29 protein-coding genes are annotated in these 26,087 nt (G+C 58.2%); 20 read left to right on the top strand and 9 right to left on the bottom strand.

Annotation, left to right across the window (positions count from 1 at the left end):
- Positions 1 to 5 precede the first annotated feature (5 nt).
- Complete coding sequence (locus QMN93_RS26260; RefSeq protein WP_003032489.1) at positions 6 to 62, top strand: IS1 family transposase; 57 nt, start codon at positions 6 to 8, stop codon at positions 60 to 62.
- Here the strand turns inward: QMN93_RS26260 and tynA are convergent.
- Entirely contained in the window at positions 56 to 2,326 is a 2,271-nt protein-coding gene (tynA, locus tag QMN93_RS08340) for a primary-amine oxidase (RefSeq protein ID WP_193139184.1), read from the bottom strand. The two genes, QMN93_RS26260 and tynA, sit on opposite strands and share 7 nt — an antisense overlap.
- Before the next feature lie 491 nt (positions 2,327 to 2,817).
- On the bottom strand, positions 2,818 to 4,860 hold the full coding sequence (gene paaZ, locus QMN93_RS08335) for a phenylacetic acid degradation bifunctional protein PaaZ (protein ID WP_193139186.1): 2,043 nt from the start codon (positions 4,858 to 4,860) through the stop codon (positions 2,818 to 2,820).
- Positions 4,861 to 5,147: 287 nt separating this feature from the next.
- Between paaZ and paaA the strand changes: the two genes are divergently transcribed.
- The 13 genes from paaA (at position 5,148) to paaY (ending at position 16,362) form a co-directional block, all read left to right on the top strand.
- Entirely contained in the window at positions 5,148 to 6,077 is a 930-nt protein-coding gene (paaA, locus tag QMN93_RS08330; RefSeq protein ID WP_047061739.1) for a 1,2-phenylacetyl-CoA epoxidase subunit PaaA, read from the top strand.
- Positions 6,078 to 6,088: 11 nt separating this feature from the next.
- Positions 6,089 to 6,376 carry a 1,2-phenylacetyl-CoA epoxidase subunit PaaB gene (gene paaB, locus QMN93_RS08325; RefSeq protein WP_033145422.1) on the top strand — a complete coding sequence of 96 codons (288 nt, stop codon included), beginning with the start codon at positions 6,089 to 6,091 and terminating at the stop codon, positions 6,374 to 6,376.
- 8 nt (positions 6,377 to 6,384) lie between these two features.
- Positions 6,385 to 7,131, top strand: a complete 747-nt coding sequence (gene paaC, locus QMN93_RS08320) for a 1,2-phenylacetyl-CoA epoxidase subunit PaaC (RefSeq protein ID WP_323619551.1) — start codon at positions 6,385 to 6,387, stop codon at positions 7,129 to 7,131.
- Between the two features lie 11 nt (positions 7,132 to 7,142).
- Positions 7,143 to 7,640, top strand: a complete 498-nt coding sequence (gene paaD, locus QMN93_RS08315) for a 1,2-phenylacetyl-CoA epoxidase subunit PaaD (RefSeq protein WP_193139191.1) — start codon at positions 7,143 to 7,145, stop codon at positions 7,638 to 7,640.
- 7 nt (positions 7,641 to 7,647) lie between these two features.
- A complete protein-coding gene (gene paaE / locus QMN93_RS08310) occupies positions 7,648 to 8,718 on the top strand; it encodes a 1,2-phenylacetyl-CoA epoxidase subunit PaaE (RefSeq protein ID WP_193139193.1) in 1,071 nt (356 codons plus the stop codon).
- Positions 8,715 to 9,482, top strand: coding sequence for a 2,3-dehydroadipyl-CoA hydratase PaaF (paaF, locus tag QMN93_RS08305; protein WP_193139195.1), 768 nt, complete (start codon positions 8,715 to 8,717; stop codon positions 9,480 to 9,482). Before paaE ends, paaF begins: the two co-directional genes overlap by 4 nt.
- Entirely contained in the window at positions 9,482 to 10,270 is a 789-nt protein-coding gene (gene paaG / locus QMN93_RS08300; RefSeq protein WP_029741870.1) for a 2-(1,2-epoxy-1,2-dihydrophenyl)acetyl-CoA isomerase PaaG, read from the top strand. The genes paaF and paaG overlap by 1 nt, the downstream gene beginning before the upstream one ends.
- A 1-nt stretch (position 10,271) precedes the next feature.
- Positions 10,272 to 11,696 (top strand): 3-hydroxyacyl-CoA dehydrogenase PaaH, encoded by a 1,425-nt coding sequence (paaH, locus tag QMN93_RS08295; protein WP_193139197.1) that lies wholly within the window; start codon positions 10,272 to 10,274, stop codon positions 11,694 to 11,696.
- On the top strand, positions 11,686 to 12,114 hold the full coding sequence (gene paaI, locus QMN93_RS08290; protein WP_032657412.1) for a hydroxyphenylacetyl-CoA thioesterase PaaI: 429 nt from the start codon (positions 11,686 to 11,688) through the stop codon (positions 12,112 to 12,114). The genes paaH and paaI overlap by 11 nt, the downstream gene beginning before the upstream one ends.
- Positions 12,107 to 13,312, top strand: coding sequence for a 3-oxoadipyl-CoA thiolase (gene pcaF, locus QMN93_RS08285; RefSeq protein ID WP_193139199.1), 1,206 nt, complete (start codon positions 12,107 to 12,109; stop codon positions 13,310 to 13,312). The genes paaI and pcaF overlap by 8 nt, the downstream gene beginning before the upstream one ends.
- A 27-nt stretch (positions 13,313 to 13,339) precedes the next feature.
- Positions 13,340 to 14,656 (top strand): phenylacetate--CoA ligase PaaK, encoded by a 1,317-nt coding sequence (gene paaK, locus QMN93_RS08280; protein ID WP_045888536.1) that lies wholly within the window; start codon positions 13,340 to 13,342, stop codon positions 14,654 to 14,656.
- 164 nt (positions 14,657 to 14,820) lie between these two features.
- Positions 14,821 to 15,756 (top strand): phenylacetic acid degradation operon negative regulatory protein PaaX, encoded by a 936-nt coding sequence (gene paaX, locus QMN93_RS08275; RefSeq protein WP_033145431.1) that lies wholly within the window; start codon positions 14,821 to 14,823, stop codon positions 15,754 to 15,756.
- A gap of 9 nt (positions 15,757 to 15,765) precedes the next feature.
- The gene (gene paaY / locus QMN93_RS08270) at positions 15,766 to 16,362 is read left to right on the top strand and encodes a phenylacetic acid degradation protein PaaY (RefSeq protein WP_023335575.1); all 597 of its coding nucleotides are present in this window, start codon (positions 15,766 to 15,768) and stop codon (positions 16,360 to 16,362) included.
- Here the strand turns inward: paaY and QMN93_RS08265 are convergent.
- Entirely contained in the window at positions 16,271 to 17,542 is a 1,272-nt protein-coding gene (locus QMN93_RS08265; RefSeq protein ID WP_193139200.1) for a serine hydrolase, read from the bottom strand. The two genes, paaY and QMN93_RS08265, sit on opposite strands and share 92 nt — an antisense overlap.
- Positions 17,543 to 17,680: 138 nt before the next feature.
- On the opposite strand from QMN93_RS08265, the gene QMN93_RS08260 reads away from it, so the two are divergent.
- Positions 17,681 to 18,163, top strand: coding sequence for a glutathione peroxidase (locus QMN93_RS08260; protein ID WP_193139201.1), 483 nt, complete (start codon positions 17,681 to 17,683; stop codon positions 18,161 to 18,163).
- Positions 18,164 to 18,328: 165 nt separating this feature from the next.
- Here the strand turns inward: QMN93_RS08260 and QMN93_RS08255 are convergent, their stop codons facing one another.
- Entirely contained in the window at positions 18,329 to 18,835 is a 507-nt protein-coding gene (locus QMN93_RS08255; protein ID WP_069302768.1) for an ATP-binding protein, read from the bottom strand.
- 329 nt (positions 18,836 to 19,164) lie between these two features.
- Here QMN93_RS08255 and QMN93_RS08250 point away from each other — a divergent pair, with 329 nt between their 5' ends.
- Positions 19,165 to 19,650: an N-acetyltransferase gene (locus tag QMN93_RS08250; protein WP_193139202.1), complete on the top strand. Its 486-nt coding sequence runs from the start codon at positions 19,165 to 19,167 to the stop codon at positions 19,648 to 19,650.
- Positions 19,651 to 19,758: 108 nt separating this feature from the next.
- On the opposite strand, the gene QMN93_RS08245 is transcribed toward QMN93_RS08250, so the two are convergent.
- Positions 19,759 to 20,196, bottom strand: a complete 438-nt coding sequence (locus QMN93_RS08245; protein WP_193139203.1) for a VOC family protein — start codon at positions 20,194 to 20,196, stop codon at positions 19,759 to 19,761.
- 82 nt (positions 20,197 to 20,278) lie between these two features.
- Positions 20,279 to 21,439 (bottom strand): MFS transporter, encoded by a 1,161-nt coding sequence (locus tag QMN93_RS08240; protein WP_033145437.1) that lies wholly within the window; start codon positions 21,437 to 21,439, stop codon positions 20,279 to 20,281.
- Between the two features lie 130 nt (positions 21,440 to 21,569).
- Between QMN93_RS08240 and QMN93_RS08235 the strand changes: the two genes are divergently transcribed.
- Positions 21,570 to 22,106 (top strand): MarR family winged helix-turn-helix transcriptional regulator, encoded by a 537-nt coding sequence (locus tag QMN93_RS08235; RefSeq protein WP_182383495.1) that lies wholly within the window; start codon positions 21,570 to 21,572, stop codon positions 22,104 to 22,106.
- Between the two features lie 24 nt (positions 22,107 to 22,130).
- Positions 22,131 to 23,054 carry a LysR substrate-binding domain-containing protein gene (locus QMN93_RS08230; RefSeq protein WP_182383496.1) on the top strand — a complete coding sequence of 308 codons (924 nt, stop codon included), beginning with the start codon at positions 22,131 to 22,133 and terminating at the stop codon, positions 23,052 to 23,054.
- A gap of 47 nt (positions 23,055 to 23,101) precedes the next feature.
- On the opposite strand, the gene QMN93_RS08225 is transcribed toward QMN93_RS08230, so the two are convergent.
- On the bottom strand, positions 23,102 to 23,572 hold the full coding sequence (locus QMN93_RS08225) for a hypothetical protein (protein WP_182383497.1): 471 nt from the start codon (positions 23,570 to 23,572) through the stop codon (positions 23,102 to 23,104).
- 265 nt (positions 23,573 to 23,837) lie between these two features.
- Here QMN93_RS08225 and QMN93_RS08220 point away from each other — a divergent pair, with 265 nt between their 5' ends.
- Entirely contained in the window at positions 23,838 to 24,314 is a 477-nt protein-coding gene (locus QMN93_RS08220) for a WbuC family cupin fold metalloprotein (protein WP_182383498.1), read from the top strand.
- A 43-nt stretch (positions 24,315 to 24,357) separates the two neighbouring features.
- Positions 24,358 to 24,660 carry a hypothetical protein gene (locus tag QMN93_RS08215; RefSeq protein WP_182383499.1) on the top strand — a complete coding sequence of 101 codons (303 nt, stop codon included), beginning with the start codon at positions 24,358 to 24,360 and terminating at the stop codon, positions 24,658 to 24,660.
- 129 nt (positions 24,661 to 24,789) lie between these two features.
- Here QMN93_RS08215 and QMN93_RS08210 read toward each other — a convergent pair whose 3' ends face one another.
- Both QMN93_RS08210 and QMN93_RS08205 read right to left on the bottom strand, forming a co-directional pair.
- Complete coding sequence (locus tag QMN93_RS08210) at positions 24,790 to 25,389, bottom strand: NAD(P)H-dependent oxidoreductase (RefSeq protein ID WP_182383500.1); 600 nt, start codon at positions 25,387 to 25,389, stop codon at positions 24,790 to 24,792.
- 73 nt (positions 25,390 to 25,462) lie between these two features.
- Positions 25,463 to 26,056 (bottom strand): TetR/AcrR family transcriptional regulator, encoded by a 594-nt coding sequence (locus QMN93_RS08205; RefSeq protein ID WP_023335591.1) that lies wholly within the window; start codon positions 26,054 to 26,056, stop codon positions 25,463 to 25,465.
- Between the last annotated feature and the right edge of the window lie 31 nt (positions 26,057 to 26,087).

The raw sequence follows: 26,087 nt of genomic DNA, 5'->3' as shown, positions 1-26,087 counted from the left end.
AATCGGTGGAGCTGCATGACAAAGTCATCGGGCATTATCTGAACATAAAACACTATCAATAAGTTGGAGTCATTACCAGCGTTGGCGTCTCGTCAAAGAAGTTCCACGGCTTAAGCAGGGTATGTACCCATTCCGTCGGCATAATCGGCCACTCCTCCGCGCGGGCGACGTGGGTAGTGCCGGTGGTCATCCAGACCACGTCATCCTGACCGTTGAGCGACTCGTTATCCTTGCTGTACTGCCCCAGGCCCGTGTCGTGGATGGAGCGGTTCGGGAATTTCCCTTCCGGGTAGAGCTCATCCGGATGGTAACGGGTCACCCAGAGCTGTTTGTCCATAAAGCTCAGGCGATGATAAATCCACTCGTCCGGGGCAAATTTCGCGCCGGTCGCCACCGGGTGCGTTCCCCCCGCGTAAGGGATAATCTGGTATGAGACCGGGTTGCCCATGCGGTTCTCTTTACTGGTGTTGCTCAGCAGCCGAATGGTGCCCGGGTCGAATTTCTGCGCCGCCTGCTGCTCGGTATCAATATCGTACTGATTGATCTGCATGGTGCTGGTCCGCGGGCCCCCGGCGGTATTCGGCTTCACTTCCGGATCCATCGCCACCAGCTTGTTGTTGATGCCGTCCACGTCCATATCGAGACGGAAGTTGTAGATGTGCTGGTGCGTGGTGCCCACGATGTTATGGTCGATCAGCGTGCCGTATTTGGTGTCGTCTTTGGCGGTGGCGTCGTGCATGGTTTTCGCCTGAACGCCTTTCACTGCTTCGATACCCGTCGCGCCGGCATCAATGCCGATGGTGCCATTTTCATGGAACACCCAGTCGAAGATGTAATCGTAGTTGCCCACGGTACTCACCCAGCGCACCACCAGCTCGCGGCGCTCGGTGCTGACGTTCGGCTGGCCCATCTCCTGATGTTTGTATTCCGGCCCCGCGTAGCGTTCGAAAATGGCGATCGCGCGCGGGATCTCCATCGGCGCGCCGGTGTAATCCGGGATAGTTTCATTGAGCATCACGGCATTGGACGGCACGTCTTTACCGCGCACCAGCGGTGAGGTCAGGGTGCCCATACCGTAGTCGCCGGAGTCGAGATAGGCTTTAAAGTACCAGCCCACGTCCGGATCGCCATAAGGGACGATCATGCCGCCGAGCGACCCCTGATACATCACCTGGCGCTTTTTGCCGTTGTCGTTATAGGTGACGGTTGAAATCATCGGGCCGACGCGGGAGTCCAGGCTCAGGTGGAAATCCCAGTTCTGCCAGTGCACCATATCCCCGGTGATGGTGTAGTTCTTGCCTTCCGGCTCAGTGATGTTGAGCGGTTTTTTCGGCGTCTCCATGCGGTCGCGGCCATCATAGGGACGCGGGGTCATGGGAACCGGAACAACGGCGCCTTCTTCAATCTTCTGGATCTTTTTCTGCTCAAGATCGACAACCGCGACCAGGTTTTCAATCGGGTGCGCCCAGTAGTTGCCGTCGCCCACGTCCAGATAGCTCACCACCTTCAGCAGGCGATCTTCCTGCTTCAGGCCGTCTTTACCGTCGAAATAGCCGACGGTCAACGGCGTGGTAATCACTTTTTTCGGGTCGGTGATGCCGTGTTTTTTAAGCACCTCGGCGAACTCGGTACTTTCGTTGATGATCTGCTGAACCGCGGTGAAATCATCCAGCAGCACCATGCCGTGCGCGTCTTTTACCGGTTCCCAGCGCAGAATTTTTTTATCCTTCAGGTCCACTACGCTTTCGATAACGTGCTTGCCGTCGAGCATGACGATCTTCGCCTGACGCGGGGCATCCACTGCCGTACCGTTAAGCACAAAGTCCCACACTTTGGCTTTCTCAGGCTCTGCCAGGGCGATCTGGGTAAAGCGGGTATTCGGCTTAAAATCCGCAGAGGCTTTCACAATCTCAACGGCCTGCTTAATTTCGTCCGCCGTTAGCGCGTTTAACGGGTGAGGGCGTTTTTCAACCTGGAAGGTCTGGTCAAGGCCGGACTGGAAAACATCGTTGATGAAGGTATCGGAAATAAAGGCTTTCTTGCCTTTCATCACCACCGGCACCTCAAGCCTGAGGGTTTTACCGTTGACGATGGCGGTTTTAGCGCCCGGTTTGACCTTCACAAAGGCACCGTCTTTCGCAATGGTGAACATCTGTGCGTAATCATCCCACTGAACGTCCGCACCAAAGTCCTGCAGCGTTTTGTCCATCGGGACCATATGTGCCTCACTGCCGTGGGCGAAAACAGGGGATTGCCAGGCGCAACACAGCGCAACGGCCATGGCCAGCGCCGTTCTACGGGCAGAAAAAGAAGAATTGCTTCCCATCGTAGACCTCATCTTGTTGTGTTTATACCCGTCATACTTCAAGTTGCAGGTGCGTTGGCTGCACTCACTCACCCCAGTCACGTACTTATGTACGCTCCGGGGGATTCGTTCCCTTGCCGCCTTCCTGCAACTCGAATTATTTAGGGGATATTGTGTTATGACAGCCTTATCCTGACAGGCGCCCGAGAAAAGCGTTTGCCTGCATCTGCCAGATTATTTGTCAGCCTTGCCAGGTTAAAAAAAGAGCGGGGATAAATCACAGGCCGGGCCATTTCCTCTCCTCATTGAGGCTGAGGTAACCCCACAAATGATGTCAGCACAGACGGCCCCCTCTCCCTTGAGGGAGAGGGCTGGGGTGAGGGGGAACATACGGCTGTGGTGGTCATTCCCTTCACTTTATGTTGAGGGCCTTGCTAAAGGCCCCCAGTGAATCTGTAAGCAGCGTCAAATTACCGGGAGCCACCAGCCATTGTGGTAAAGGGAAAGGGGCGTTAGCTGAAATCACCCTGCTGGCGCGCTACCAGCGTCAGAATGGAGTAGAGCGCCACGGCCTGCTGGTGCTGGTTGAAGATCTCAACCGCCCATTCCACCACGCCGGTTGGTTTTTCCTCGGCGGTACGCTGTTTCTTCAGCGTTTTACGCTTGCAGGTCAGGCGCACCTGAATGGTATCGCCCGGCTTAACCGGCTCGATAAAACGCAGGTTTTCCATGCCGTAGTTGGCAATAACCGGCCCGACGCCCGCATCAACAAACAGTCCCGCCGCAGCGGAGATCAGGAAGTAGCCGTGCACCACGCGCTCGCCGAAGATCGACTCCGCCGCACCGATCTTATCCATATGGGCGTAGAAGTGGTCCCCGCTCAGGCAGGCAAAGTTCACGATGTCCGCTTCCGTGAGGGTGCGGCGCGGCGTCAGCAGGCTGTCGCCCGGCTGTAGCTCCTCAAAGTATTTGCGGAACGGATGCACGCGGTCTTCCTGCACCGCTGCGCCACGCACCCACTGTTTGCCAATGGCGGCCAGCATCGTCGGGCTGCCCTGAATCGCGGTGCGCTGCAGGTAGTGCTTCACCGCGCGCAGGCCGCCCAGCTCTTCGCCGCCGCCCGCGCGGCCCGGGCCGCCGTGCACCAGCTGAGGCAGCGGGGAGCCGTGGCCGGTAGACTCTTTTGCTGATTCCTCGTTAAGGATCTGAATACGCCCGTGGGCGCGCGCCGCACCGGCAATAAACTCGCGGGCAATGGCCTGGTCTGCGGTGACCAGCGTACCGGCCAGGCTGCCGCCGCCCGCGCGGGCAAGCTGCATCGCGTGGCGCGCGTTGCGATATGGCATCAGCGTCGCAACCGGGCCGAAGGCTTCGGTTGAGTGCACCGCCGGGGTTTCATCCGGCTGCGGGCAGAACAGCAGGGTCGGCGGGAAGAACGCCCCCGCGGCCTGCAAATCCGCTTTGCCGCCCAGACGGATCTGGCAGCCTGCAGCGATCAGCTGATCCACTTTCTCCTGCACGTCCGCGCGCTGTTCGGCGTTGACCAGCGCACCCATCTTCACCCCTTCCTGCGCCGGGTCGCCCACCACCACTTTTTCCAGGCGGGCAATCAGCGCCTGGCTCACCGCGTCAATCTGGTTTTGCGGGACGATAATCCGGCGAATGGCCGTACATTTTTGCCCGGCTTTGGCGGTCATCTCGCGGACCACTTCCCGGATGAACAGGGCAAACTCCGGCTGGTCTGGCGTAACGTCTTCCCCCAGCACGCAGCAGTTCAGGGAGTCGGCTTCCATGGTGAACGGAATTGAATTCGCCACGATATTCGGGTGCACGCGCAGGCTTTGCCCGGTGCTGGCGGAGCCGGTAAAGGTCACGACGTCCTGGCTGTCGAGATGGTCGAGCAGATCCCCCGCGCCGCCGCAGATCAGGCTGATGGCGCCGTCCGGCACCAGCCCGCTGTCGACGATGGATTTCACCATCGCCTGCGTCACCTGTGCGGTAGCGGTAGCGGGTTTGATGATGGCGGGCATCCCGGCAAGCCAGGTCGGCGCCAGCTTTTCCAGCATCCCCCAGCAGGGGAAGTTAAAGGCGTTGATGTGCACCGCCACGCCGGATTTGGAGGTGAGGACGTGGCGCGCCGCAAAGCCGCCTTCTTTCGACAGGGGGATTAACTCGTCTTCCGGCCACAGGGTGTCATCCGGCAGCTCGCGGCTGCCCAGGCTGGCGTAAGTGAAGAGGGTGCCGATGCCGCCTTCAATATCCACCCAGCTGTCCGCCTTCGTCGCCCCGGTCTGGGCTGACAGGGCATAAAACGTCTCTTTCTCGCTAAGCAGGTGCTTTGCCACCGCCTTCAGCATGGCAGCACGTTCGATAAAGGTCATCTCGTGAAGCGCTTCCCCGCCGCGCTCAATCGCATAGCGACGGGCGGCCGCCATGTCCAGCCCTTCGCTGGTCACGCTCCACAGGGCTTCGCCACTGATGGCGTGATGAATAGTGCGCTCGCGGCCCCGGCCAGACTGCCAGGTACCGGATAAGAAGCTGGCTAACTGCTGCATCGCTTATCTCCAAATGTTACGTGATTTACTCATTAATAGTTTGATCGTGAATCATAAAAATCAAGCTGAGTTTTTAATGAATTGTTAACGTTGTGATCTGGCTGGATGAATCGCATCGCTTGAAGACGCTTTCTGAAAGGCCTGATGCAAAAGCCTTGCGAGCAGCATCACAAAATCAGGAAACAATTCTTGGGGTTATATTTAACCTGTGTGTAACTTTTAAAAAAAACAAAGTGATTCAACATTACGCCTTAATTTGCAAACTAACGAATCATAAAGGTGATGACGTGACGCAAGAACAACGGTTTGAGCAGCGCATAGCGCAGGAGACGGCGATTGAGCCTCAGGACTGGATGCCTGACGCCTACCGTAAGACGTTGATCCGCCAGATTGGTCAGCATGCGCACTCCGAAATTGTCGGCATGCTGCCGGAAGGGAACTGGATCGCCCGCGCGCCGACGCTGCGCCGAAAAGCGATCCTGCTGGCGAAAGTGCAGGACGAAGCCGGGCACGGGCTCTACCTCTACAGCGCGGCGGAAACGCTGGGCTGCGCGCGGGAAGACATCTACCAGAAAATGCTCGACGGCAGGATGAAATACTCCTCCATCTTCAACTATCCGACCCTGAGCTGGGCCGATATCGGTGTGATCGGCTGGCTGGTGGACGGCGCCGCTATCGTCAACCAGGTGGCGCTGTGCAGGACCTCCTACGGTCCGTATGCCCGTGCGATGGTGAAAATCTGTAAAGAAGAGAGCTTCCACCAGCGCCAGGGCTTTGAGGCCTGCATGGCGCTGGCGCAGGGCAGCGAGGCCCAGCGCCAGATGCTACAGGACGCCATCAACCGCTTCTGGTGGCCAGCGCTGATGATGTTCGGGCCGAACGACGACAACTCGCCGAACAGCGCCCGCAGTCTGGCCTGGAAAATCAAACGCTTCGGCAATGACGAACTTCGCCAGCGCTTTGTCGACAACACGGTGCCGCAGGTGGAGATGCTGGGCATGACGGTGCCGGATCCCGACCTGCGATTTGATGAAGAGAGCGGTCATTATCGCTTCGGCGAGATCGACTGGCAGGAGTTTGACGAGGTCATTAGCGGGCGCGGCATCTGCAACCACGAGCGCCTGGCCGCCAAACGTAAAGCCTGGGAAGAGGGGGCGTGGGTGCGAGAAGCCGCACTGGCGCACGCGGAAAAACAACACGCCCGCAAAGTGGCTTAAGAGGAATCACGATGAGCAACGTCTACTGGCCGCTGTACGAAGTGTTCGTACGCAGCAAACAAGGGTTATCCCACCGTCACGTGGGCAGTCTGCATGCCGCCGACGATCGCATGGCGCTGGAAAATGCGCGTGATGCCTACACCCGTCGTAGCGAAGGGTGTTCTGTCTGGGTGGTTAAGGCGAGCGAGATTGTCGCCTCCCAGCCGGAAGAGAGCGGTGAGTTCTTCGACCCGGCGGAAAGCAAGGTTTACCGCCACCCGACGTTCTACACCATCCCCGACGGCATCGAGCATATGTGAGGCAAAGAATGAATTCAGTGACTGCCTATGCCCTGCGTCTGGGCGACAACGGTCTGGTGCTTTCCCAGCGTCTCGGCGCCTGGTGCGGCCACGCGCCGGAGCTGGAAATCGACCTCGCGCTCGCCAATATCGGTCTCGACCTGCTGGGCCAGGCGCGCAATTTCCTGACCTATGCCGCGGAGCGGGAAGGCCAGGGCGATGAAGACACGCTGGCGTTTGGCCGCGACGAGCGCCAGTTCCGCAACGTCCTGCTGGTGGAGCAGCCGAACGGCAGCTTCGCCGACACCATTGCCCGCCAGTACCTGATGGATGCCTGGAACGTGGCGCTGTACGAACGCCTGACCCGGAGCAGCGACGGCCAGCTTGCCGCCATCGCCGCCAAAGCGATTAAAGAGGCGCGCTACCACCTGCGCTTCAGCCGCGGCTGGCTGGTGCGTCTGGGCGACGGGACCGAAACGTCCGCGCAAAAAATGCAGCAGGCTATCGACAACCTGTGGCGTTTTACGGCGGAGCTGTTTGAAGCCGATGACGTCGAGCTGGCCCTGATTGACTCCGGCGTGGCGGTTGACCCGCGCGTCCTGCGCCAGCCGTGGGAAAGCGAAGTCCTTGACGGTCTCAATGAGGCCTGCCTGCAGGTTCCCGCAGAGGTGGCGTACCGCACCGGGGGCAAGAGGGGGCTGCATACCGAACATCTGGGCCCGATGCTGGCGGAAATGCAGTATCTCCAGCGCGCGTATCCCGGTCAGCAGTGGTAAAGGAGAACGCTATGCAACGCCTCGTCGACATCGCGCCCGCGCAAATCCCGCAGATCTGGTCGCTGTTAAGCCAGATCCCCGATCCGGAAGTGCCGGTATTAACCATCACCGATTTAGGCATGGTGCGCAGCGTGAAGGCGCAGGGGGAAGGCTGGGTCATTGGCTTCACGCCAACCTACTCGGGCTGCCCGGCAACGGAGCACCTGCTGGGGGCGATCCGCGACGCGATGACCGCGAACGGCTTTACCCCGGTACACATTGTGCTCCAGCTTGAACCCGCCTGGACCACCGACTGGATGACCGCCGACGCGCGCGAGCGCCTGCGGTCCTACGGCATCAGCCCGCCCGTGGGGCATAGCTGTCACGCGCATATTCCGGCGGAGGTAAGCTGCCCGCGCTGCGCCAGCACCGACACCTCCCTTATCAGTGAATTTGGTTCGACGGCCTGCAAAGCGCTCTACCGCTGCAACACCTGCCGCGAGCCCTTCGACTATTTCAAATGCATTTGAGGCTGCCATGACAACGTTTCATTCATTAACAGTGGCAAAAGTGGAACCCGAAACCCGCGACGCGGTGACGATTACCTTCGCCGTGCCAAACGATTTGCAGGACGCCTACCGCTTCCGCCCCGGCCAGCACCTGACGTTAAAAACGAAGCTTGGCGGGGACGAGCTGCGCCGCTGCTACTCCATCTGCCGGAGTACCGCCCCGGGCGAAATCAGCGTGGCGGTCAAAGCCATCGACGGCGGGCGCTTTTCCCGCTATGCGCGGGATGAGATCAAAGCGGGCATGGCCCTGGAGGTGATGGTTCCTCAGGGACAGTTTGGCTACCAGCCGCGGGCTGAACGTGAAGGCCACTATCTGGCGATTGCGGCAGGCTCCGGGATCACCCCGATGCTGGCGATTATCTCCGCTACGCTGGCGACCGAACCCAACAGCCAGTTCACCCTGATCTACGGCAACCGCAGCAGCGAGAGCATGATGTTCCGCCAGGCGCTGGCGGACCTGAAGGACAAGTACACGCAGCGGCTGCAGCTGGTCTCCATCTTCAGCCAGGAGCGGCTGGACAGCGATCTGCTTTATGGCCGCATCGACGGGGAAAAGCTGCAGGCGCTGGCGAAAACCCTGATTAACTTCCGCCAGTACGACGAGGCGTTTATCTGCGGCCCGTCGGCGATGATGGACGACGCGGAAGCGACGCTGAAGGCGCTGGGGATGCCGGACAAATCCATTCACCTTGAGCGCTTCAACACCCCGGGAACCACCGCTAAACGCGCGGTGCATGTCCAGGCGGAAGGACAGAAAGTGACCGTGCGCCAGGACGGGCGCGACCGCGAAATCACCCTGACGGCGGACGACGAAAGCATCCTGGATGCCGCCCTGCGTCAGGGGGCGGATCTCCCGTATGCCTGCAAGGGCGGCGTGTGCGCCACCTGTAAATGCAAAGTGCTGCGTGGGAAGGTGGACATGGCGACCAATTACAGCCTGGAGCCGGACGAGCTGGCCGCCGGATACGTGCTGAGCTGCCAGTCGCTGCCGTTAACCGCCGACGTGATTGTCGACTTCGACGCGAAGGGGATGGCATGAGCGAACTGACTGTTACCCGTCATGGCCGCGTGCTGCAGCTGACGCTAAACCGTCCGGCGGCGCGCAACGCCCTCAACAATGCGCTGTTGACGCAGCTTGCGGAACAGCTCGAGGCCGCGGCTTCTGACATCGAGATTTCCGTCTGCGTGGTTTACGGCAGCGAGCGCTGCTTTGCCGCCGGGGCCGATCTCAACGAAATGGCGGAGAAAGACCTGCCCGCCACGCTGAACGATATCCGCCCGCAGCTGTGGGCGCGCATCAACGCTTTTCCTAAACCGCTGATTGCCGCCGTGAACGGCTTCGCGCTGGGCGCAGGCTGCGAGCTGGCGCTGCTGTGCGACGTAGTCATTGCTGGCGATAACGCCCGCTTTGGCCTGCCGGAAATTACGCTGGGCATTATGCCCGGCGCAGGTGGCACCCAGCGTCTTATCCGCAGCGTCGGTAAATCCCTTGCCAGCAAAATGGTGCTGACCGGCGAGAGTATTTCCGCGCAGCAGGCGCTGAGCGCCGGGCTGGTGAGCGACGTTTTCCCGGCAGCGCTGACGCTGGAGTATGCCCTGAAGCAGGCGGCGCTGATGGCGCGCCACTCTCCGCTGGCGCTGCAGGCGGCGAAACAGGCGCTGCGCCAGTCTCAGGAGGTGCCGCTCCATGCCGGACTCGCGCAGGAGCGTCAGCTATTTACGCTGCTTTCTGCCACCGAGGATCGCCGGGAAGGCATCGACGCCTTCTTACAAAAACGCACCCCCGACTTTAAAGGACGCTAATTGTGGAATTTATTCTCAGTCATGTTGAGCAGGGCGTAATGACCATTACGCTGAACCGTCCGGAGCGTCTGAACAGCTTTAACGACGTGATGCACCAGCAGCTTGCCGAGTGCCTGAAACAGGCCGAGCGTGATGATACCGTTCGCTGCCTGCTGATCACCGGGGCGGGTCGCGGCTTTTGCGCCGGTCAGGATCTGAACGACCGCAACGTCGACCCCAACGGCCCGGCGCCGGATTTGGGGATGTCCGTTGAAACCTTCTATAACCCGCTGGTGCGTCGCCTGGCAAAGCTGCCGAAACCGGTCATCTGCGCGGTTAACGGCGTGGCCGCGGGGGCGGGTGCGACGCTGGCATTAGGCTGCGACATGGTCATTGCCGCGCGTTCCGCCAACTTCGTGATGGCCTTCAGCAAGCTCGGCCTGGTGCCGGACTGCGGCGGCACATGGCTGCTGCCGCGCGTGGCCGGACGCGCCCGCGCTATGGGGCTGGCGCTGCTCGGCGATAAGCTCAGCGCCGAACAGGCGCAGGCCTGGGGGATGATCTGGCAGGTGGTGGATGACGAACAGCTCTCCACTACCGCGCAGCAGATGGCGCTGCACTTTGCGTCTCAACCGACCTTCGGGCTGGGGCTGATCAAGCAGGCGATCAACGCCGCGGAAACCAACACCCTGGACGCCCAGCTCGATCTGGAGCGCGACTACCAGCGCCTGGCCGGGCGCAGCGACGACTACCGCGAGGGCGTCAGCGCCTTCCTGGCGAAGCGCGCGCCGAACTTTACGGGGAAATAAGATGCTGAACATACGGACTGTCGCCGTGATTGGCAGCGGCACGATGGGCGCAGGGATTGCCGAAGTCGCCGCCAGCCATGGCCATCAGGTGTTGATCTACGACATCTCCAGCGATGCGATATCGCGGGCCATAGACGGGATCCGCCAGCGTCTGGCCTCCCGGGTGACGCGCGGAAAACTCTCCGCCGATGCCGGGAGCCAGATCCTCGCCCGGCTGCTTCCGGTCACCGATATCGAGGCGCTCGCCGCGGCCGATCTGGTCATAGAAGCGGCCTCTGAGCGTCTGGAGGTGAAAAAGGCGCTGTTTGCTCGGCTGGCTGAGATCTGCCCGCCGCAGACGGTCCTGACCAGCAATACCTCTTCCATCTCCGTTACGGCGATTGCGGCGGACGTCCACCACCCGGAGCGCGTCGCAGGGCTGCACTTCTTCAACCCGGCGCCGGTGATGAAGCTGGTGGAGGTGGTCAGCGGGCTGGCGACCTCTCCGGAAGTGGCCGACGCGCTGTGCGAGCTGGCGCTGAACTGGGGCAAACAGCCCGTTCGCTGCCAGTCAACGCCGGGGTTCATCGTCAACCGCGTCGCGCGACCGTTTTATTCTGAAGCCTGGCGCGCGCTGGAAGAGCAGGTCGCCCCGCCGGAGGTGATTGATGCCGCCCTGCGCGACGGCGGCGGTTTCCCGATGGGGCCGCTGGAGCTGACCGACATGATTGGTCAGGACGTGAATTTCGCGGTGACCTGCTCGGTATTTAACGCCTTCTGGCAGGAGCGTCGTTTTCTGCCTTCGCTGGTGCAGCAGGAGCTGGTGCTGGCGGGAAGGCTGGGCAAAAAGAGCGGGAAGGGCGTCTACGACTGGCAGGGTGACAAACCCGCCGTGCAGTGGGTGCAGGCCGTGAACGACAGCTACAGCCCGATGCGCGTGGAAAGAAGACGTGACGGTGTCACCGAAATTGATGATGTGTACCTGATTGAAACGCAGGGCGAAACCGCTCAGGCGCTGGCGCTTCGGCTCAACGGCGCGGTGGTGGTAGTGGACCGCATTGAGCGCGACGTGGCGGTGATTGCGTCGGCCGCCAGCAACCCGCACACCGCGACGCAAAAGGCCATCCGCTACCTGCAGCAGCAGGGTAACCGGGTGGTGCAAATTGCCGATTATCCCGGCCTGCTGGTCTGGCGCACGCTGGCGATGATTGCCAACGAAGCGCTGGATGCCCTGCAAAAAGGGGTCGCCAGCGAGAAGGACATCGATACCGCTATGCGCCTGGGCGTGAACTACCCGAGCGGGCCGATCGCCTGGGGCGAGCGTCTGGGCTGGCAGCGCCTGCTGACGCTGCTGGAGAACCTGCAGCGTCATTACGGCGAAGAGCGCTACCGCCCCTGTTCACTGCTGCGCCAGCGCGCGCTTCTGGAGAGTAGCTATGAGTCATAACGCCTGGCATAACGCCCGCGCGATGTACGAACGGGACGCCTGCGCGCAGGCGATGGGGATGGACATTGTCGCCATGGACGAGGGCTACGCGGTGGTGACCATGACCATCACCCCGCAGATGCTTAACGGCCACCAAACCTGCCACGGCGGACAGCTTTTTTCGCTGGCAGACACCGCCTTTGCCTACGCCTGCAACAGCCAGGGGCTGGCGGCGGTAGCCTCAGGCTGCTCGATTGATTTTCTGCGTCCGGGCTTTGCCGGGGACACGCTCACCGCCACCGCGCGGGTGATGCATCAGGGCAAGCTGACCGGCGTGTATGACATTGAAATCCAGAACCAACAACAGAAAACCGTCGCCCTTTTTCGCGGGAAATCTCACCGCATCGGCGGCAGCGTGACAGGAGAGGCAGATGCGTGAAGCATTTATTTGTGATGGCGTTCGAACCCCGGTGGGGCGCTACGGCGGCGCGCTTGCCGCAGTCCGAACCGACGATCTCGGTGCCGTGCCGCTGCGCGCGCTGCTGGCCCGCTATCCCCAGCTCGACCTCGGGCGGATCGACGATGTGATTTTCGGCTGCGCCAACCAGGCGGGGGAAGATAACCGCAACGTGGCGCGCATGTCGTCCCTGCTCGCCGGGCTGCCGCAGACGGTGTCCGGAACCACCATCAACCGCCTGTGCGGGTCGGGTCTGGACGCGATTGGGTTTGCTGCCCGCGCCATTAAGGCGGGCGATGGCGAGCTGCTGATTGCGGGCGGCGTGGAGTCCATGTCCCGCGCGCCGTTTGTGATGGGCAAAGCCACCGCCGCGTTTCAGCGTCAGGCGGAAATCTTTGATACCACCATCGGCTGGCGATTTGTGAATCCGCTCATGCATCAGCAATTCGGAACTGACAGTATGCCGGAAACGGCAGAGAATGTAGCTGAATTGTTAAATATTAGCCGTGCCGATCAGGACGCGTTCGCGCTGCGCAGCCAGCAGCGTACCGCGCAGGCTCAGCAGAACGGCATTCTGGCGCAGGAGATCGTGCCGGTACCGGTGCCGGGAAAAAAAGGGACGGTCACTGAGTTCAGCGTGGATGAACATCCGCGCGCGGACACCACGCTCGAACAGCTCGCCGGGCTAAAAACGCCGTTTCGTAAGAACGGGGTGGTTACGGCGGGGAATGCCTCCGGCGTCAACGACGGCGCTGCGGCGCTGATCGTCGCCAGCGAGAAGATGGCGCTGGCGCAGGGATTGGTCCCGCGCACGCGGATCGTGGCGATGGCGACGGCGGGCGTGGAGCCACGTCTGATGGGGCTCGGCCCGGTCCCGGCCACCCGCAAGGTGCTGGAGCGCGCCGGACTCAGCATTAACGATATGGACGTTGTCGAGCTTAACGAAGCTTTCGCCTCGCAGGCGCTGGGCGTGCTGCGTCAGCTGGGCCTGCCGGATGATGCCGCGCACGTCAACCCGAACGGTGGCGCGATTGCGCTGGGCCACCCGCTGGGCATGAGCGGTGCCAGACTGGCGCTGGCCGCGAGCAACGAACTGCACCGACGCGGCGGGCGCTACGCGCTGTGTACGATGTGCATCGGTGTGGGTCAGGGCATTGCCATGATCCTTGAGCGTGTTTGAGCATAAAAACAATGTGAGTACCCTACAATGACAAATACAACAAAGCTTGATCCGATTGAAACGGCCTCCCTTGACGAGCTACAGGCGCTGCAGACCGAGCGTCTGAAATGGACGCTGCATCACGCCTACAACAACGTGCCGATGTACAAACGCAAGTTTGACGCCGCGGGCGTTCACCCTGACGATTTCAACGAGCTGGCGGATATCCGCAAATTCCCGTGCACCACCAAGCAGGACCTGCGGGATAACTATCCGTTCGATACCTTTGCCGTGCCGATGGAGCAGGTGGTGCGTATTCACGCCTCATCCGGCACCACCGGCAAACCGACCGTTGTCGGCTACACGCAGGGCGACATCGACAACTGGGCCAATCTGGTGGCCCGCTCCCTGCGCGCCGCGGGCGGCAGCGCGAAGGACAAAATTCACGTGGCGTATGGCTACGGCCTGTTTACCGGGGGGCTGGGGGCGCACTACGGCGCAGAGCGTTTAGGCGCGACGGTGATCCCGATGTCCGGCGGCCAGACGGAGAAACAGGCGCAGCTGATCCGTGATTTCCAGCCGGATATGATCATGGTAACGCCGTCCTACTGCCTCAACCTGATTGAGGAACTGGAGCGCCAGATGGGCGGCGATGCCAGCGGCTGTTCCCTGCGCGTGGGCGTCTTCGGCGCCGAGCCGTGGACGCAGGCCATGCGTCGCGAAATCGAAAAACGCTTAGGCATTACCGCGCTGGATATCTATGGCCTCTCCGAAGTGATGGGGCCGGGCGTGGCGATGGAGTGTATCGAAACCGTCGACGGCCCGACCATCTGGGAAGATCACTTCTACCCGGAGATCGTCAACCCGAACGACGGCACGCCGCTGGATGACGGCCAGCAGGGCGAACTGCTGTTCACCACGCTGACCAAAGAGGCGCTGCCGGTGATCCGCTACCGCACCCGCGACCTGACGCGCCTGCTCCCGGCCACCGCGCGCAGCATGCGCCGCATGGACCGCATCAGCGGGCGCAGTGACGATATGCTGATCATCCGCGGCGTCAACGTCTTCCCGTCGCAGCTGGAAGAGGAGATCGTCAAGTTCGAACACCTTTCTCCGCACTATCAGCTGGAGGTGAACCGTCGCGGGCATCTTGATTCACTTTCCGTGAAGGTGGAGCTGAAAGAGAGCAGCTTAACCCTGACCCACGAGCAGCGTTGCCAGGTGTGCCACCAGCTGCGCCACCGCATTAAGTCGATGGTGGGGATTTCCACCGACGTAATGATTGTTAACTGCGGCAGCATCCCGCGCTCAGAGGGCAAAGCCTGTCGGGTGTTTGACTTGCGTAAAGCTGCGGCCAACGGTTGAGTTTCCCTCACCCCGGCCCTCTCCCAAAGGGAGAGGGTGTAAACAGTTCCCTCTCCCAAAAGGAGAGGGTGTAAAAGTTCCCTCTCCCTTTGGGAGAGGGTTAGGGTGAGGGGCTATCCCAGAATCCTATGCTATGATTCATCCAGGACAAAAATAACAACAGAATGAATCACATGAATAAACTCGACGCCTTTATCCAGCACGCGGTCAGCTCCGTTCCCGTCAGCGGGACCTCGCTTATCTCCTCGTTATACGGTGACGCGCTTTCCCATCGCGGCGGTGAGATTTGGCTCGGCAGCCTGGCCGCCCTGCTGGAAGGCATGGGGTTTGGCGAGCGCTTCGTGCGTACCGCGCTGTTTCGACTCAACAAAGAGGGCTGGCTGGACGTTTCCCGCATCGGGCGTCGCAGCTTTTACCGCCTGAGCGATAAAGGGCTTCGTCTGACGCGTCGCGCGGAGAATAAGATTTACCGCGCGGAACTGCCCGCCTGGGACGGCAAATGGCTGTTGCTGCTCTCCGAAGGTCTGGATAAAACCACCCTTGCCGACGTCAAAAAACAGCTGATCTGGCAGGGGTTTGGCACGCTGGCGCCGAGCCTGATGGCCTCGCCGTCGCAGCATCTGGCGGACGTGCAGTCCCTGCTTCACGATGCCGGCGTGGCGGAAAACGTGATTTTCTTTGAAGCCCACTCGCCGCTGGCGCTCTCCCGTGCCGCGCTGCGTTCGCGGGTGGAGGAGTGCTGGCAGCTAACCGAGCAAAACGCGATGTACGAGACGTTCATCGATTCATTCCGCCCGCTGCTGCCGCTGTTGAAAGAGGCCGCGCCGGAGGAGCTGACGCCGGAACGCTGTTTCCAGATCCAGCTGCTGCTGATTCACTTTTATCGTCGCGTGGTGCTGAAAGATCCGCTGCTGCCGGAAGAGTTGCTGCCCGCGCACTGGGCGGGGCAAAGCGCCCGACAGCTCTGCATTAACATCTATCAGCGTGTCGCGCCGGGGGCGCTGGCGTTTGTCAGCGAGAAGGGCGAAACCTCCGTGGGCGAGCTGCCCGTGCCCGGCACGCTCTACTATCAACGCTTTGGTGGTCTTACAAGCGCATAAGGAGTGAAGATGCCAGTTTATCAAATTGACGGTCTGACGCCGGTCGTGCCGGACGAGAGCTATGTTCACCCGACGGCGGTGCTGATTGGCGACGTGATTCTGGGCAAAGGCGTTTACGTCGGTCCTAACGCCAGCCTGCGCGGTGATTTTGGCCGTATCGTGGTGAAAGACGGCGCCAACATTCAGGATAACTGCGTAATGCACGGCTTTCCGGAGCAGGACACGGTGGTGGAAGAGGACGGGCATATCGGCCACAGCGCTATTCTTCACGGCTGCGTGATCCGCCGCAATGCGCTGGTGGGCATGAACGCGGTGGTGATGGACGGGGCGGTCATCGGTGAAAACAGCATCGTCGGCGCGGCGGCGTTCGTGAAAGCGAAAGCGGAGATGCCCGCCAACCATTTGATTATCGGCAGCCCGGCCAAAGCGATTCGCGAACTCAGCGAACAGGAGCTGGCGTGGAAGCAGCAGGGCACGCGGGAGTATCAGGTGCTGGTGGAGCGCTGCAAGCTAACTATGCACCAGGTGGAGCCGCTGCGCGAGGCTGAGCCTGACCGGAAACGGCTGGCGTTTGATGAGAACTTAAGGCCGAAGTCGGCGGTGTAGGGCTCAGACCGTCTTTTTTCGCCATATCCATCAACAGCGCGATGCCGATGTAATTACTCCAGTTAAAGGTATTTTGCAGCACCACCACCGCATTGCCTTTTTCTTTGTCATAGCCGATAAAGCTGGAGTAGCCGCCGATATAGCCGACCTGATAGGTGATTTTTTCCAGACCGATAAAGTCGGTGGTCCAGGCAATACCCTGCACTCCGTCGGGACGTTGAATATCGGTATTTCTGACTTCGGCAAAGACATTGTCCAGCAGGGGACTGTGGGTCGTCGAGACGTGATAGCGGGCATAGGCCGCCAGATCTTCGGCGTTGCTGTACAAGCTCGCTGCCGCCACCATGTTGTTGGAAAAATGCCAGTCCGGGGTGAGCTGCCCGCGCGGGATGAATTTAGGCTGATCGCCCGCGTGGCCGAGCGCACGCTGCGGGTAGCCTTTGAGCTGCTGGGGAATAAAGCTGCTGTTAGCCATTTGCAGCGGACGGAAAATATAGCGCGAGGCTAAACTCTGGATATCTTCGCCGGTCTTGTGCTTCAGGATATAGCCGATCAGGGCGTAGCCGGTATTGGAATATTGCGGCACTTTATTCTTTGGCGCCCGCCAGTCGGCGAGGTAGCGCAGCACGTTATCGCTGTCCAGCTCGCTATAGAAATTTTCGCCCGTGCTTAAATAGCCGATGAATTTCCCAAGCATCGGAACATCCATATTCTGACGCGGCAGGCCGGAGGTGTGGGTTACCAGTTCAAGCAGGGTGATTTTTTGTGCATCCGCGCTAAGCGGCGTCCCCGGCGGAAGCAATGTCGCCAGGTTATCGTTCCAGTTCAATTGCCCTTCATTGACCAGACAAGCCACCACTTCCGCCGTGATCCCTTTGCTGAGCGAGCCGAGCGCAAACAGGGTGTCGGGCCTGACCGGATAGCGATTGACCGCATCGGTTACGCCCCAGGTGTAAAACTGCGGCGAGCCGTGATTATGGATCACCGCGACCGTCATCCCGGGAACGGATTTTTGCGCCATATAGTGACGCACCACGCTGTCAACGTCGCCATCCAGCGAATCATGGGTGAGAAGTTCCTGAGTACCTTCCGGGGAGGACATCTGTGAGAGCGTGCCACAACCGCTGAGGAGTGGGAGAGTAAGCAGAAGCCAGCGAATTTTTTTTGTTATGTTCTGCATACCTGATAGCGAGTGTGGGGGTCATTGGCGCGCCAGGAATGTATCACAAATAGCCTGCCTGAATGTAAACTTTCTAAACGGCGGCGGCCCTGTTGATGGTCACCGTGAATTTTTCGGCCAGCCTTGAGGGATTTCAGTATGACTCGCTTTTATCAACTTACCGCCACCCGCCTGGATGGCCGCCTTATCTCAATGGACGACTATGCGGGAAAGGTGGTTTTGGTCGTCAATACCGCCAGCCAGTGCGGCTTTACGCCGCAATATGCTGGCCTTGAAGCACTATACAAGAAATACGCCGATCGAGGATTAGTGGTGCTGGGCTTCCCCTGCAACCAGTTCGGTAAACAGGAACCCGGCGGCGCCGACGAAATCTCGAAAACCTGTTACATCAACTACGGCGTGAGTTTCCCGATGTTTGAGAAGGTTGAAGTTAACGGTAGCGCAGCGCACCCGCTGTTTCGTTATCTGAAAAACGAATTGCCCGGCGTGCTGGGAGGGCGGATCAAGTGGAACTTTACTAAGTTTCTGATCGGCCGCGACGGTAAACCACTCAAGCGTTTTGCACCGATGACCACGCCAGAGAAAATGGAGAGGGTGATTGTCGAGGCTTTGGGGAGGTGAGAGTTTTGGTGAATGGAATTAACCATGAGTCGGGCACTTCCGGAATACCCGATGTCCGCTTTGTGCCAGGAGCGGACTTTTAGTTCGCTATAGTACCGTTTATAACCGTATGAGATGGAAAATAAAGAAGCCGCCAACTGGCGGCTTTTGTGCAGGAAGGTAAATTTAGCAGTATTCGATAATATCAAACCCTTCATCAGCCGTTGGCTCTTCGAAATAGCGCGTTATGATATCAAATTGTTGATCTGAGGCAGAAAATTCATGCACGCCTTCTGCATTACGGGCGCGCAAGCGGGATTTACATACTTCATCAGAAACTTTCAGATAGTGCAGCTGATTACTGGCACCTGACTCCTTAATAATGCTCATCATCCATTCACGATTTGTTTGTGTGTTTGCCGGGAAATCAAGAACTACTGATAAACCAGCTTTGAGTAGTGAAACCAGATGAGGCTTCATGGCATTTCTTAGTCTTAATGAATACTGCACATAATCAGATATGGATTGCATTTCATTGGTAAAGAGGGCAGCCAGCCAGCGATCCTCGCTGACAATTACAGTCCCAGGTGATGATCCTAATTTTGCTGACAATGTGGATTTTCCTGATGCAATTTTTCCACATAACAAGTGCAAGACAGGTTTTTCAGGCGTCGCTACTGCATTTGTGTCCATTCTTTACCTCACTGAATTGTTACCGGTAAGGCCCGCCTTACCGGCGGGAAAATGGCGAACGTTATCCCACCTGAGTCAGACAGGTGATAATAATCATTGAATAGGTTAGGACTGAGTGTGTTTTCATCGTCATTCAACTTAACAGGGCCTGAATGCAAAATCAGCAATTATTTCACTTATATACTGAGTGTCCGCTCCGAGCTCAAAACTGCTTCAGCAACTATGAAACAACTGCGTTATTTAACAATTTGCGGTAGTAACCTTTATTGATATAGCTTTATTGCTTTTGTGTTAATTTAAATTGGTACTATTTGCTTAAGGAGATATGCGTGAACATCACCATCTGCAAGCCAGACGAATATCCTGATTTGGTTGATATTTTTATCGAGATGGAAAACTATTATAACCAGGATGTTTGCTTGTCCAGGAGTGACATGACCGCATATCTGAGGGATAAGGTCCTTGCAGTCGACTCTCATACTGAAGTTCACAAAGTGGTTTGTGAAGGAGTAATAGCTGCGTTTTCATGTGTCTCAGTGATGTACCCTTCACCACGTTTCAGCGGGCAAATGTTTATCAAAGAGCTTTTTGTTTCAGCACCTTTCAGGAGGGCTGGAGTGGGTAGAAAGCTGATGAGTTTTATAGCCAGCCGGGCTCAAGAGCGGGGATGTTTACAACTCGATTGGTTATCTGTGGCAGCAGACCCATTGGCACAAAAGTTTTATGAGTCTTTCGGTGCTCAGGTTATCAAGAGTGTTAACTATCATCGGGTTTTTGGCACAAAAATAGATGAGCTTGCCCGCAGTGCCGGCTGAAGTACCCAGAAATAGAGTCACACCGTTGGTGAAAATAGCATAAGGGTACGCCCACTGTTCGCTCAAAGCAGGCGTTTCCCACTACAATGCTGCTTTCCAATAACCCATTTACCCCCGCAGCCACGGCGTAATCGTCAGCCCGGTAAGCAAGCCTTCCGGGCTGAGCAGGCGAGTGACGGTTTGCCCCCACGGTTCCAAACGGTTAGCCACCAGCATCCGATAGCCTTTTTCGCTCAGAACGCGTGTAGCCGAGTCCAAATCCTGTACCTCATACTCAACCCATCCCTGCGGTATCGGGTGCTCAACTGGCCACTGTTCCTCTCCAAAACAGGATGCTGCCGCCTGTGCGAGCGGCCAGACGGCGAAATGCTTCACGCCTTCCAGCTGATCCTCCTCAGTGAGCAGATAATCGGTGTTTCCCTCCATCGGCTTCAGCGGAAGGCCGAGTGTCTGGACATAAAACGCGGTGCTGGACTCCGTATCCCGCGAAATGGGCCCGAACCCGGCGACGAACAAGACATCAATTTCCGGTAACGTCTGCGGCATATCCACTCCTGAATGAGGTGAAATTCACCCTGAATTTATCTTACGATCGGCGGAAATACGACTCTCAAAACTGGTATCGCGTTCACCGTGCCTGCACGTCCACGACGGGATTAAAATTTAGCGCGATAACGATCAGCAGCACGACTCCCGCACTCATGATCAGCCATGCGCTGGTCAGCGAGACCGAACTGTCGCGAACGATCCCCGCAATTAACGGCATAAGCGCGGCGATCGTGTATCCGCCTCCCTGAACTTTAGACAGCAACTTCCCGGCCTGTGCGGGCGTTCGCGCATGATCGAACGTGACGATGAGCGACAGCGGGAAGAGGGCGCCGATCCCGGTACCAAGCAGCAACGTGGATAATACCGGCGTCGTACCCGGCGCAAAGACCAGACACAGTAATCCTGCCAGCAGCAACAGCAATACGGCGATCAGCGGCACGCGACGATCGGGGAATTTACCGATCAGCGCGGAGACGGCAAACCCGGCGACAACCTCGGTTAACGTCAGCCAGGCCAGCATGTAGCCGCTGCTGCGTGCGGACCATCCCGCCTGAATATAGAGCGGGGGCAGCCAGGCCAATACCAGCGTGTAGGCGCCCGTTCCCACGCCGAAAAAGAGCAGCAGTAACGCTGTCCGGGAGGACGAGAGCGTAACGGTTTCGCGTGCTGTTTTTTCCCCTTGAGGATGCTTAACCAGGGTTAACCACAGTATCAGCGCAAGCAGCGCTAACAGCCCGGCCATTGCCAGCGCGGGCTTCAGCGTCAGCCATGAAAACAACGGCTCGGCGCTGGCGGCGGCGACTGCCGCACCGGCCATAATGCCCGTGCTGAAAAGCGACATTACCGTGCTGGACGTTTGCGTATATTCCTTTTTAATCAGGGCAGGCATTAACGCCTGGATCGTGCCTATGCTGGCCCCGCCCAGTAGCGCGGTGCCCATAAGACTCTCCGGTGAGGCGCTAAAACCGCGCAGCAAACAGGCCGCAAGCAGGATAAAGAGCCCAAACATAATTCCCCGTACGGCGCCGACTCGGGCTAAAAGCCAGGGGCCACACAGGGCGGCAAGCCCCATCATCGCGACCGGCAGGGTGGTTAGCAGGCTGAATTGCGTAGCGGTCAGCCCCGCTTCGCGCTGCAGCACGGAAAACAGCGGTCCGACAGAAGCCAGAATGGGGCGCAGGTTCAGCCCGACGATAAAAGCGATAACGGCGAAGAGTAAAGGCGACGTGCGTTTCAACATGGAGTCCTTTTCGGTTGTGAATGGCCCGGACAAATTGCCACGAGCATTTATCTTAACGTTAAGATAAAATATGTTTTTGCGTAAGATGTACCGCACAACAGGATAAATTCGCACGCCATCAGGGGTGAAAATGCAAGATCACGTAGACTTCGTTGTCGGCCAGTGGAGCCGCGCCATGCCGGAGCTGGACGCCTCGTCGATGAAAATTTTTGGCCGAATGCTCAGGCTGATGAAGCATCTGGGAAAAGAATGGGCGCAGGCGATGGCGCAGTTTGGCTTTCGCGAGGGCGAGTTTGACGTGCTCGCCACGCTGCGTCGCGCCGGTGAGCCGTACCGCCTTTCCCCCACGCAGCTCTATAAATCGCTGTTGGTAACCTCAGGGGCGATGACGAACCGGCTCAGCCATCTCGAACAGCTTGGGCTTATCAGGCGAATTGCCGATCCGGATGACAAGCGCAGCACCCTCGTAAGCCTGACACCGCACGGGCAGGAGCGCATCGAACAGGCGCTGATCGTCCATACGCAAACGCAAAATGCGCTGCTGAGCAACTTGTCTGACGCGCAGCGCGCGCAGCTTGAGTCCCTGCTCAGGGAGCTGCTGATGACGTTCCCGTCTGAGGACCTGAGCGACAAGTCACCGAGTGCCGATAATACAAAAACTGCATAGCTAAACCTCACAGAAAGGGAATGTATGTCTTTACCACCACTGTATGCGCTGCGCGCTTTTGAAGTTGCCGCGCGGCTGAACTCCTTCAGCAAAGCGGCTGAAGCACTGAATATCACGCCGGGCGCGGTCAGCAGGCATGTCCGGACGCTTGAACAGTGGTTCGACTGTGAGCTCTTTAAACGCCAGGGGCCGCGAGTGGAGGTCAGTGATGCCGGACGTATTCTGGCCGGACAGCTCAGCGAAAGTTTCTCGAATATTGAGTGGGCCTGTCGCGCATTCAGAAGCGAAAACCACCTTCTGCGCCTCAAAGCCCCCAGCACCCTGACGATGCGGTGGCTGCTGAATGTGCTTAAATCCTTTCGCGAGAACCACGCGAAGCCAAAAATTGAAATTGCCAGCGTCTGGATGGACTTCGACACCGTTGACTTCAGCCGTGAGCCCTACGATTGTGCGATCCTGCTCGGTAATGGCTATTTCGGCGAGTCTACGGAAAGCCGGCTGCTCTTCAGTGAATGGCTCATTCCGGTTTGTACCCCGTCGCTGCTTGAGTCTGCCCGGCATCAGCTCCCAGAGTGCGATCTTATCCATCCCTCTCCGGACAGACGGGACTGGAAGCGATGGCTGAAAAGAACCGGGTCATTCCCCGGGCTCGACGTGAGTCGTGGAATCGTGTTCGACACCCTGGAGCAGGGAAGCCTGGCCGCCATGCACGGTCACGGCGTGGCGATGGCCGACCTCCGCCTCACGCTCGACGCGCTGAAAAGCAGCCTGCTCGCGCTGCCCTTCAGGGAAGCTATCGCAACCGGCGATGGCTACTACCTCGTCTGGCCGAAAAATTCGCTCAGAAGACAGAGTATTGAACGGTTGCTGGCGTGGCTTAACCTTAATGCGCCGGTACTGCCTTCGTTGGATATCGTCTGTCTTGATTACAACGAAAAGCGGGTTTAGTAAATAGCGGAATATTTAGTGAAGGATATTCCGCATATAGAACATATTTATGCGTAGGGAATATTTGCCATCTGTTTATATCGCTCCGGCAGGGCGCTGTTCAGGTTGAGTAATTTATCCAGAATATAAAGCGCAGGCGTTCCCTTTGCTCGCTCGGCGTCGATCAGCGCCGTGCGTAACAGATTGGCAGCCGAGGTCATGTCACGGAAATACTCCTGCGATTCACGCGTCTGAGCTTCGCCTGACGTGGCGTAACGCACCTTTGGCCAGTCCGCAAAGTCCAGCAGCGGAAGGATCCCACCCTCTTTTGGTAAATGCGCTGAGAGCAACTCTTCGGCGTTACCCGGATTGCTTTGGGCGAAAGCCAAAAGATGCAGTCGATGTATGAAAGGCGATAGCGCTTCTGAGCTTTCCTTTTCTGCTGAAAGTAACGTTATCAGCTCATGCACATTTGCATCAGGGCTATATTTATGAGGCGAGATAATATTCAATACAGGGAATAAAACATCGAGTGTCATAGGTGCTCCATACAGGCTTAGTATTATTTATTTTTCTATCCCAGGGGTGAATGGATGGTATTTCAGGTGCGTCACTTTTTAAAAACGATAAATAGTTGGAATCAATGTGAGTTTTACTCAACGTTGCGCTTTGGGGGCGATCGCGCGCATCCTCACGCTGCAGCGATTTGTTTCACAAATGCCATCGCTCATCGACCGTCCAGAATGGTATAACGTCGTGCGGCTAAAGGGTTGCCGTCCGCTGACTCCATTCACAAAGGTGTATATGAAACAAATTACGTTCAGTGACCTGCAGCAACAAAGCGAGCAGGCTGCCAATTCTCCTCGCTTACGCGCGCACCGCAATTTACATCCCGAGCTGAGCGACCCGGTGCAGCGCCTGGCTATCGCGATGGAGCCTGGCACCTATGTTCGCCCTCATCGCCACCCGCACACGTTTGAACTGCTGACGGCTCTGAGCGGTCGCTTTCTGGTGTTGAATTTTGATGACGGCGGTAACGTGACCCAGCGCGTGGTGTTAGGTGAAGACTGCAAAGTGCTGGAGATGGATGCCGGTACCTGGCATGCCGTGCTGTCGCTGGATAAAGGCGGCGTCATTTTCGAGGTAAAACACGGCGGCTATCAGCCTGTTCCGGAGCACGATACCGCCCCATGGTCACCGGCTGAGAACGCGCCCGGTTGCGCGGAGCTGATGAAATGGTACGCCCAGGCGCAGGTGGGTGACGGGGGTTTTACCCTGTAAACCGGTGAATTTTGATAAAAATAATCACAAAAAGGATGTGCGTATGTTGAAAAGATTAGTCGTGGGGCAGATGAGCTTACCGATGACTTTCTGGGGATGGGGATTCTGCGGAGGTTTTCTGCTGGGTATCATTGGGCTTGCTGGAGTGCATACCGGTCACCCGGCAATGGTTCCGCTTTCCTATATCCTTAAAGCCATTCTGTTCAGTGCTGTACTTTCCGGCATTACTTTCATTCTGCGTCGAAAAATCACAGTCTTGGGTGGGGTCGCTTTTTTTATTATTTTGATTCAGGTGATTATGAGCGTAGTGATGGCGATTGGCCTTTTCTCGTTATTTTTTGAATAATCGCTGGAAAGAGAGTTCCGGTTAGCCAGCAGGATTAAAAGATCGCCCCTGACGGTGGTAGGTGATAACGAGACACGCGCTTCCTTCTGGCGAAGGAGGCGCGCCTTTGCTGTGACTGGATAGCCGGGATTATTTAAGACTCTCTAGCCCCTGCAGGAAATCCTCTACCTGCTCAGGCGTCGCCGCGTCTGCCTGGTAAAGGATATCGAGCTTAACGTTCTTCAACCCGCAGAAGCCAAACACGCCTTCGATTATCTGCGTCTGAATCGCCGTCGAATAGCCGTGTTTGTCGAATCCGGTGAGATCGCTGCCGCCGGTGGCGATCAGGCGGACGGGAACGTCGCGTAAGCTGCCCACAATCCGGCCGTCGTCGGCCACCTTATACGCCCAGTTCAGGGTTAATACGCGATCGAACCAGCCTTTCAACAGCGCGGGGACCGACCACCAGTACACGGGGAAGACAAACACCAGCATATCCGCTCGCTCGACGCGCTGCTGCTCGCGCAGAATATCGTCGGGAAGGGCGTTCGGATCGCCGTGATACAAATCGAGATCGGCGCGGGTCATCGCCGGATTAAACCCTTCAGCATGCAGATCGGCAATCTCAACCTGCGTACCTTGCTCGCGTAATTTTCCGGCAATACGGGCTGCCAGCGAATGGGATAACGAATTGTCGACAGGATGAGCCGTCACGATCAGTGCGTTATTAATGGCATTTGTAGCAGACATAGCGACCTCGAATGGGTGAGAACTGACGCCTATATTACTATTGGTAACTTAGGTGTCAATCCGCCCCCAGCGATCATTTTGTGCTATTCACGTAGGTCTCCAGCACGCCGGTCATGGCGCCGCTGAGCGTATCTTCCGCCACGTTCCGGGCGAGCACGCCGTTGCCCGCGGCGGTGCTGAGCGCGTCCGCCGCGCCAATGATTGCCGTCAGTACCGCTTCTCCCTGAACGCCTTTCAGCGCGACGAACGGGGAAAGCGCGGTACGCAGGCAGTCGGCGCATTCGGCCACGCATGCCTCACGAAACGTCTGCAGCGCGTGGGATCCGGACAGCGCTGCGGCAATTGGCCCGGTTTCAGGTCCGGCACTAATGGCGCAGTCAATATAGGCGGCGCTGAAAAAGCGGATCGTCTTCTCCAGCGTTTTGCTGTCGACCGCCAGCGTCTCGCGGAACTTCGCCAGCTGCCGGTCGCTATAATCCTGGTACAGCGCCATCAGCAGCCCTTCACGATCGCCAAAGTGATCGTAGGGGATAGGCTTGGTCACGTTGGCTCGTTCGGCCAGGTAGCCAAGGGTCAGCGCCTCCGTGCCTTGCTGACGAACGATTCCGCGCGCAACCTCCAGCAGCTGCACGCGGCGGTCCTCTTTTCTTAAGCGCTTAACAACCATGCTTTCCTCAGAAGTGTTATCTACTCATGGT

This window comes from Enterobacter sp. R-1.6.2, assembly GCF_035064085.1.
GTDB lineage: Bacteria > Pseudomonadota > Gammaproteobacteria > Enterobacterales > Enterobacteriaceae > Enterobacter > Enterobacter asburiae_B.
The sequence above is the reverse complement of the archived record's forward strand: the minus strand, read 5'-3'. Positions and strand labels throughout refer to the sequence as shown.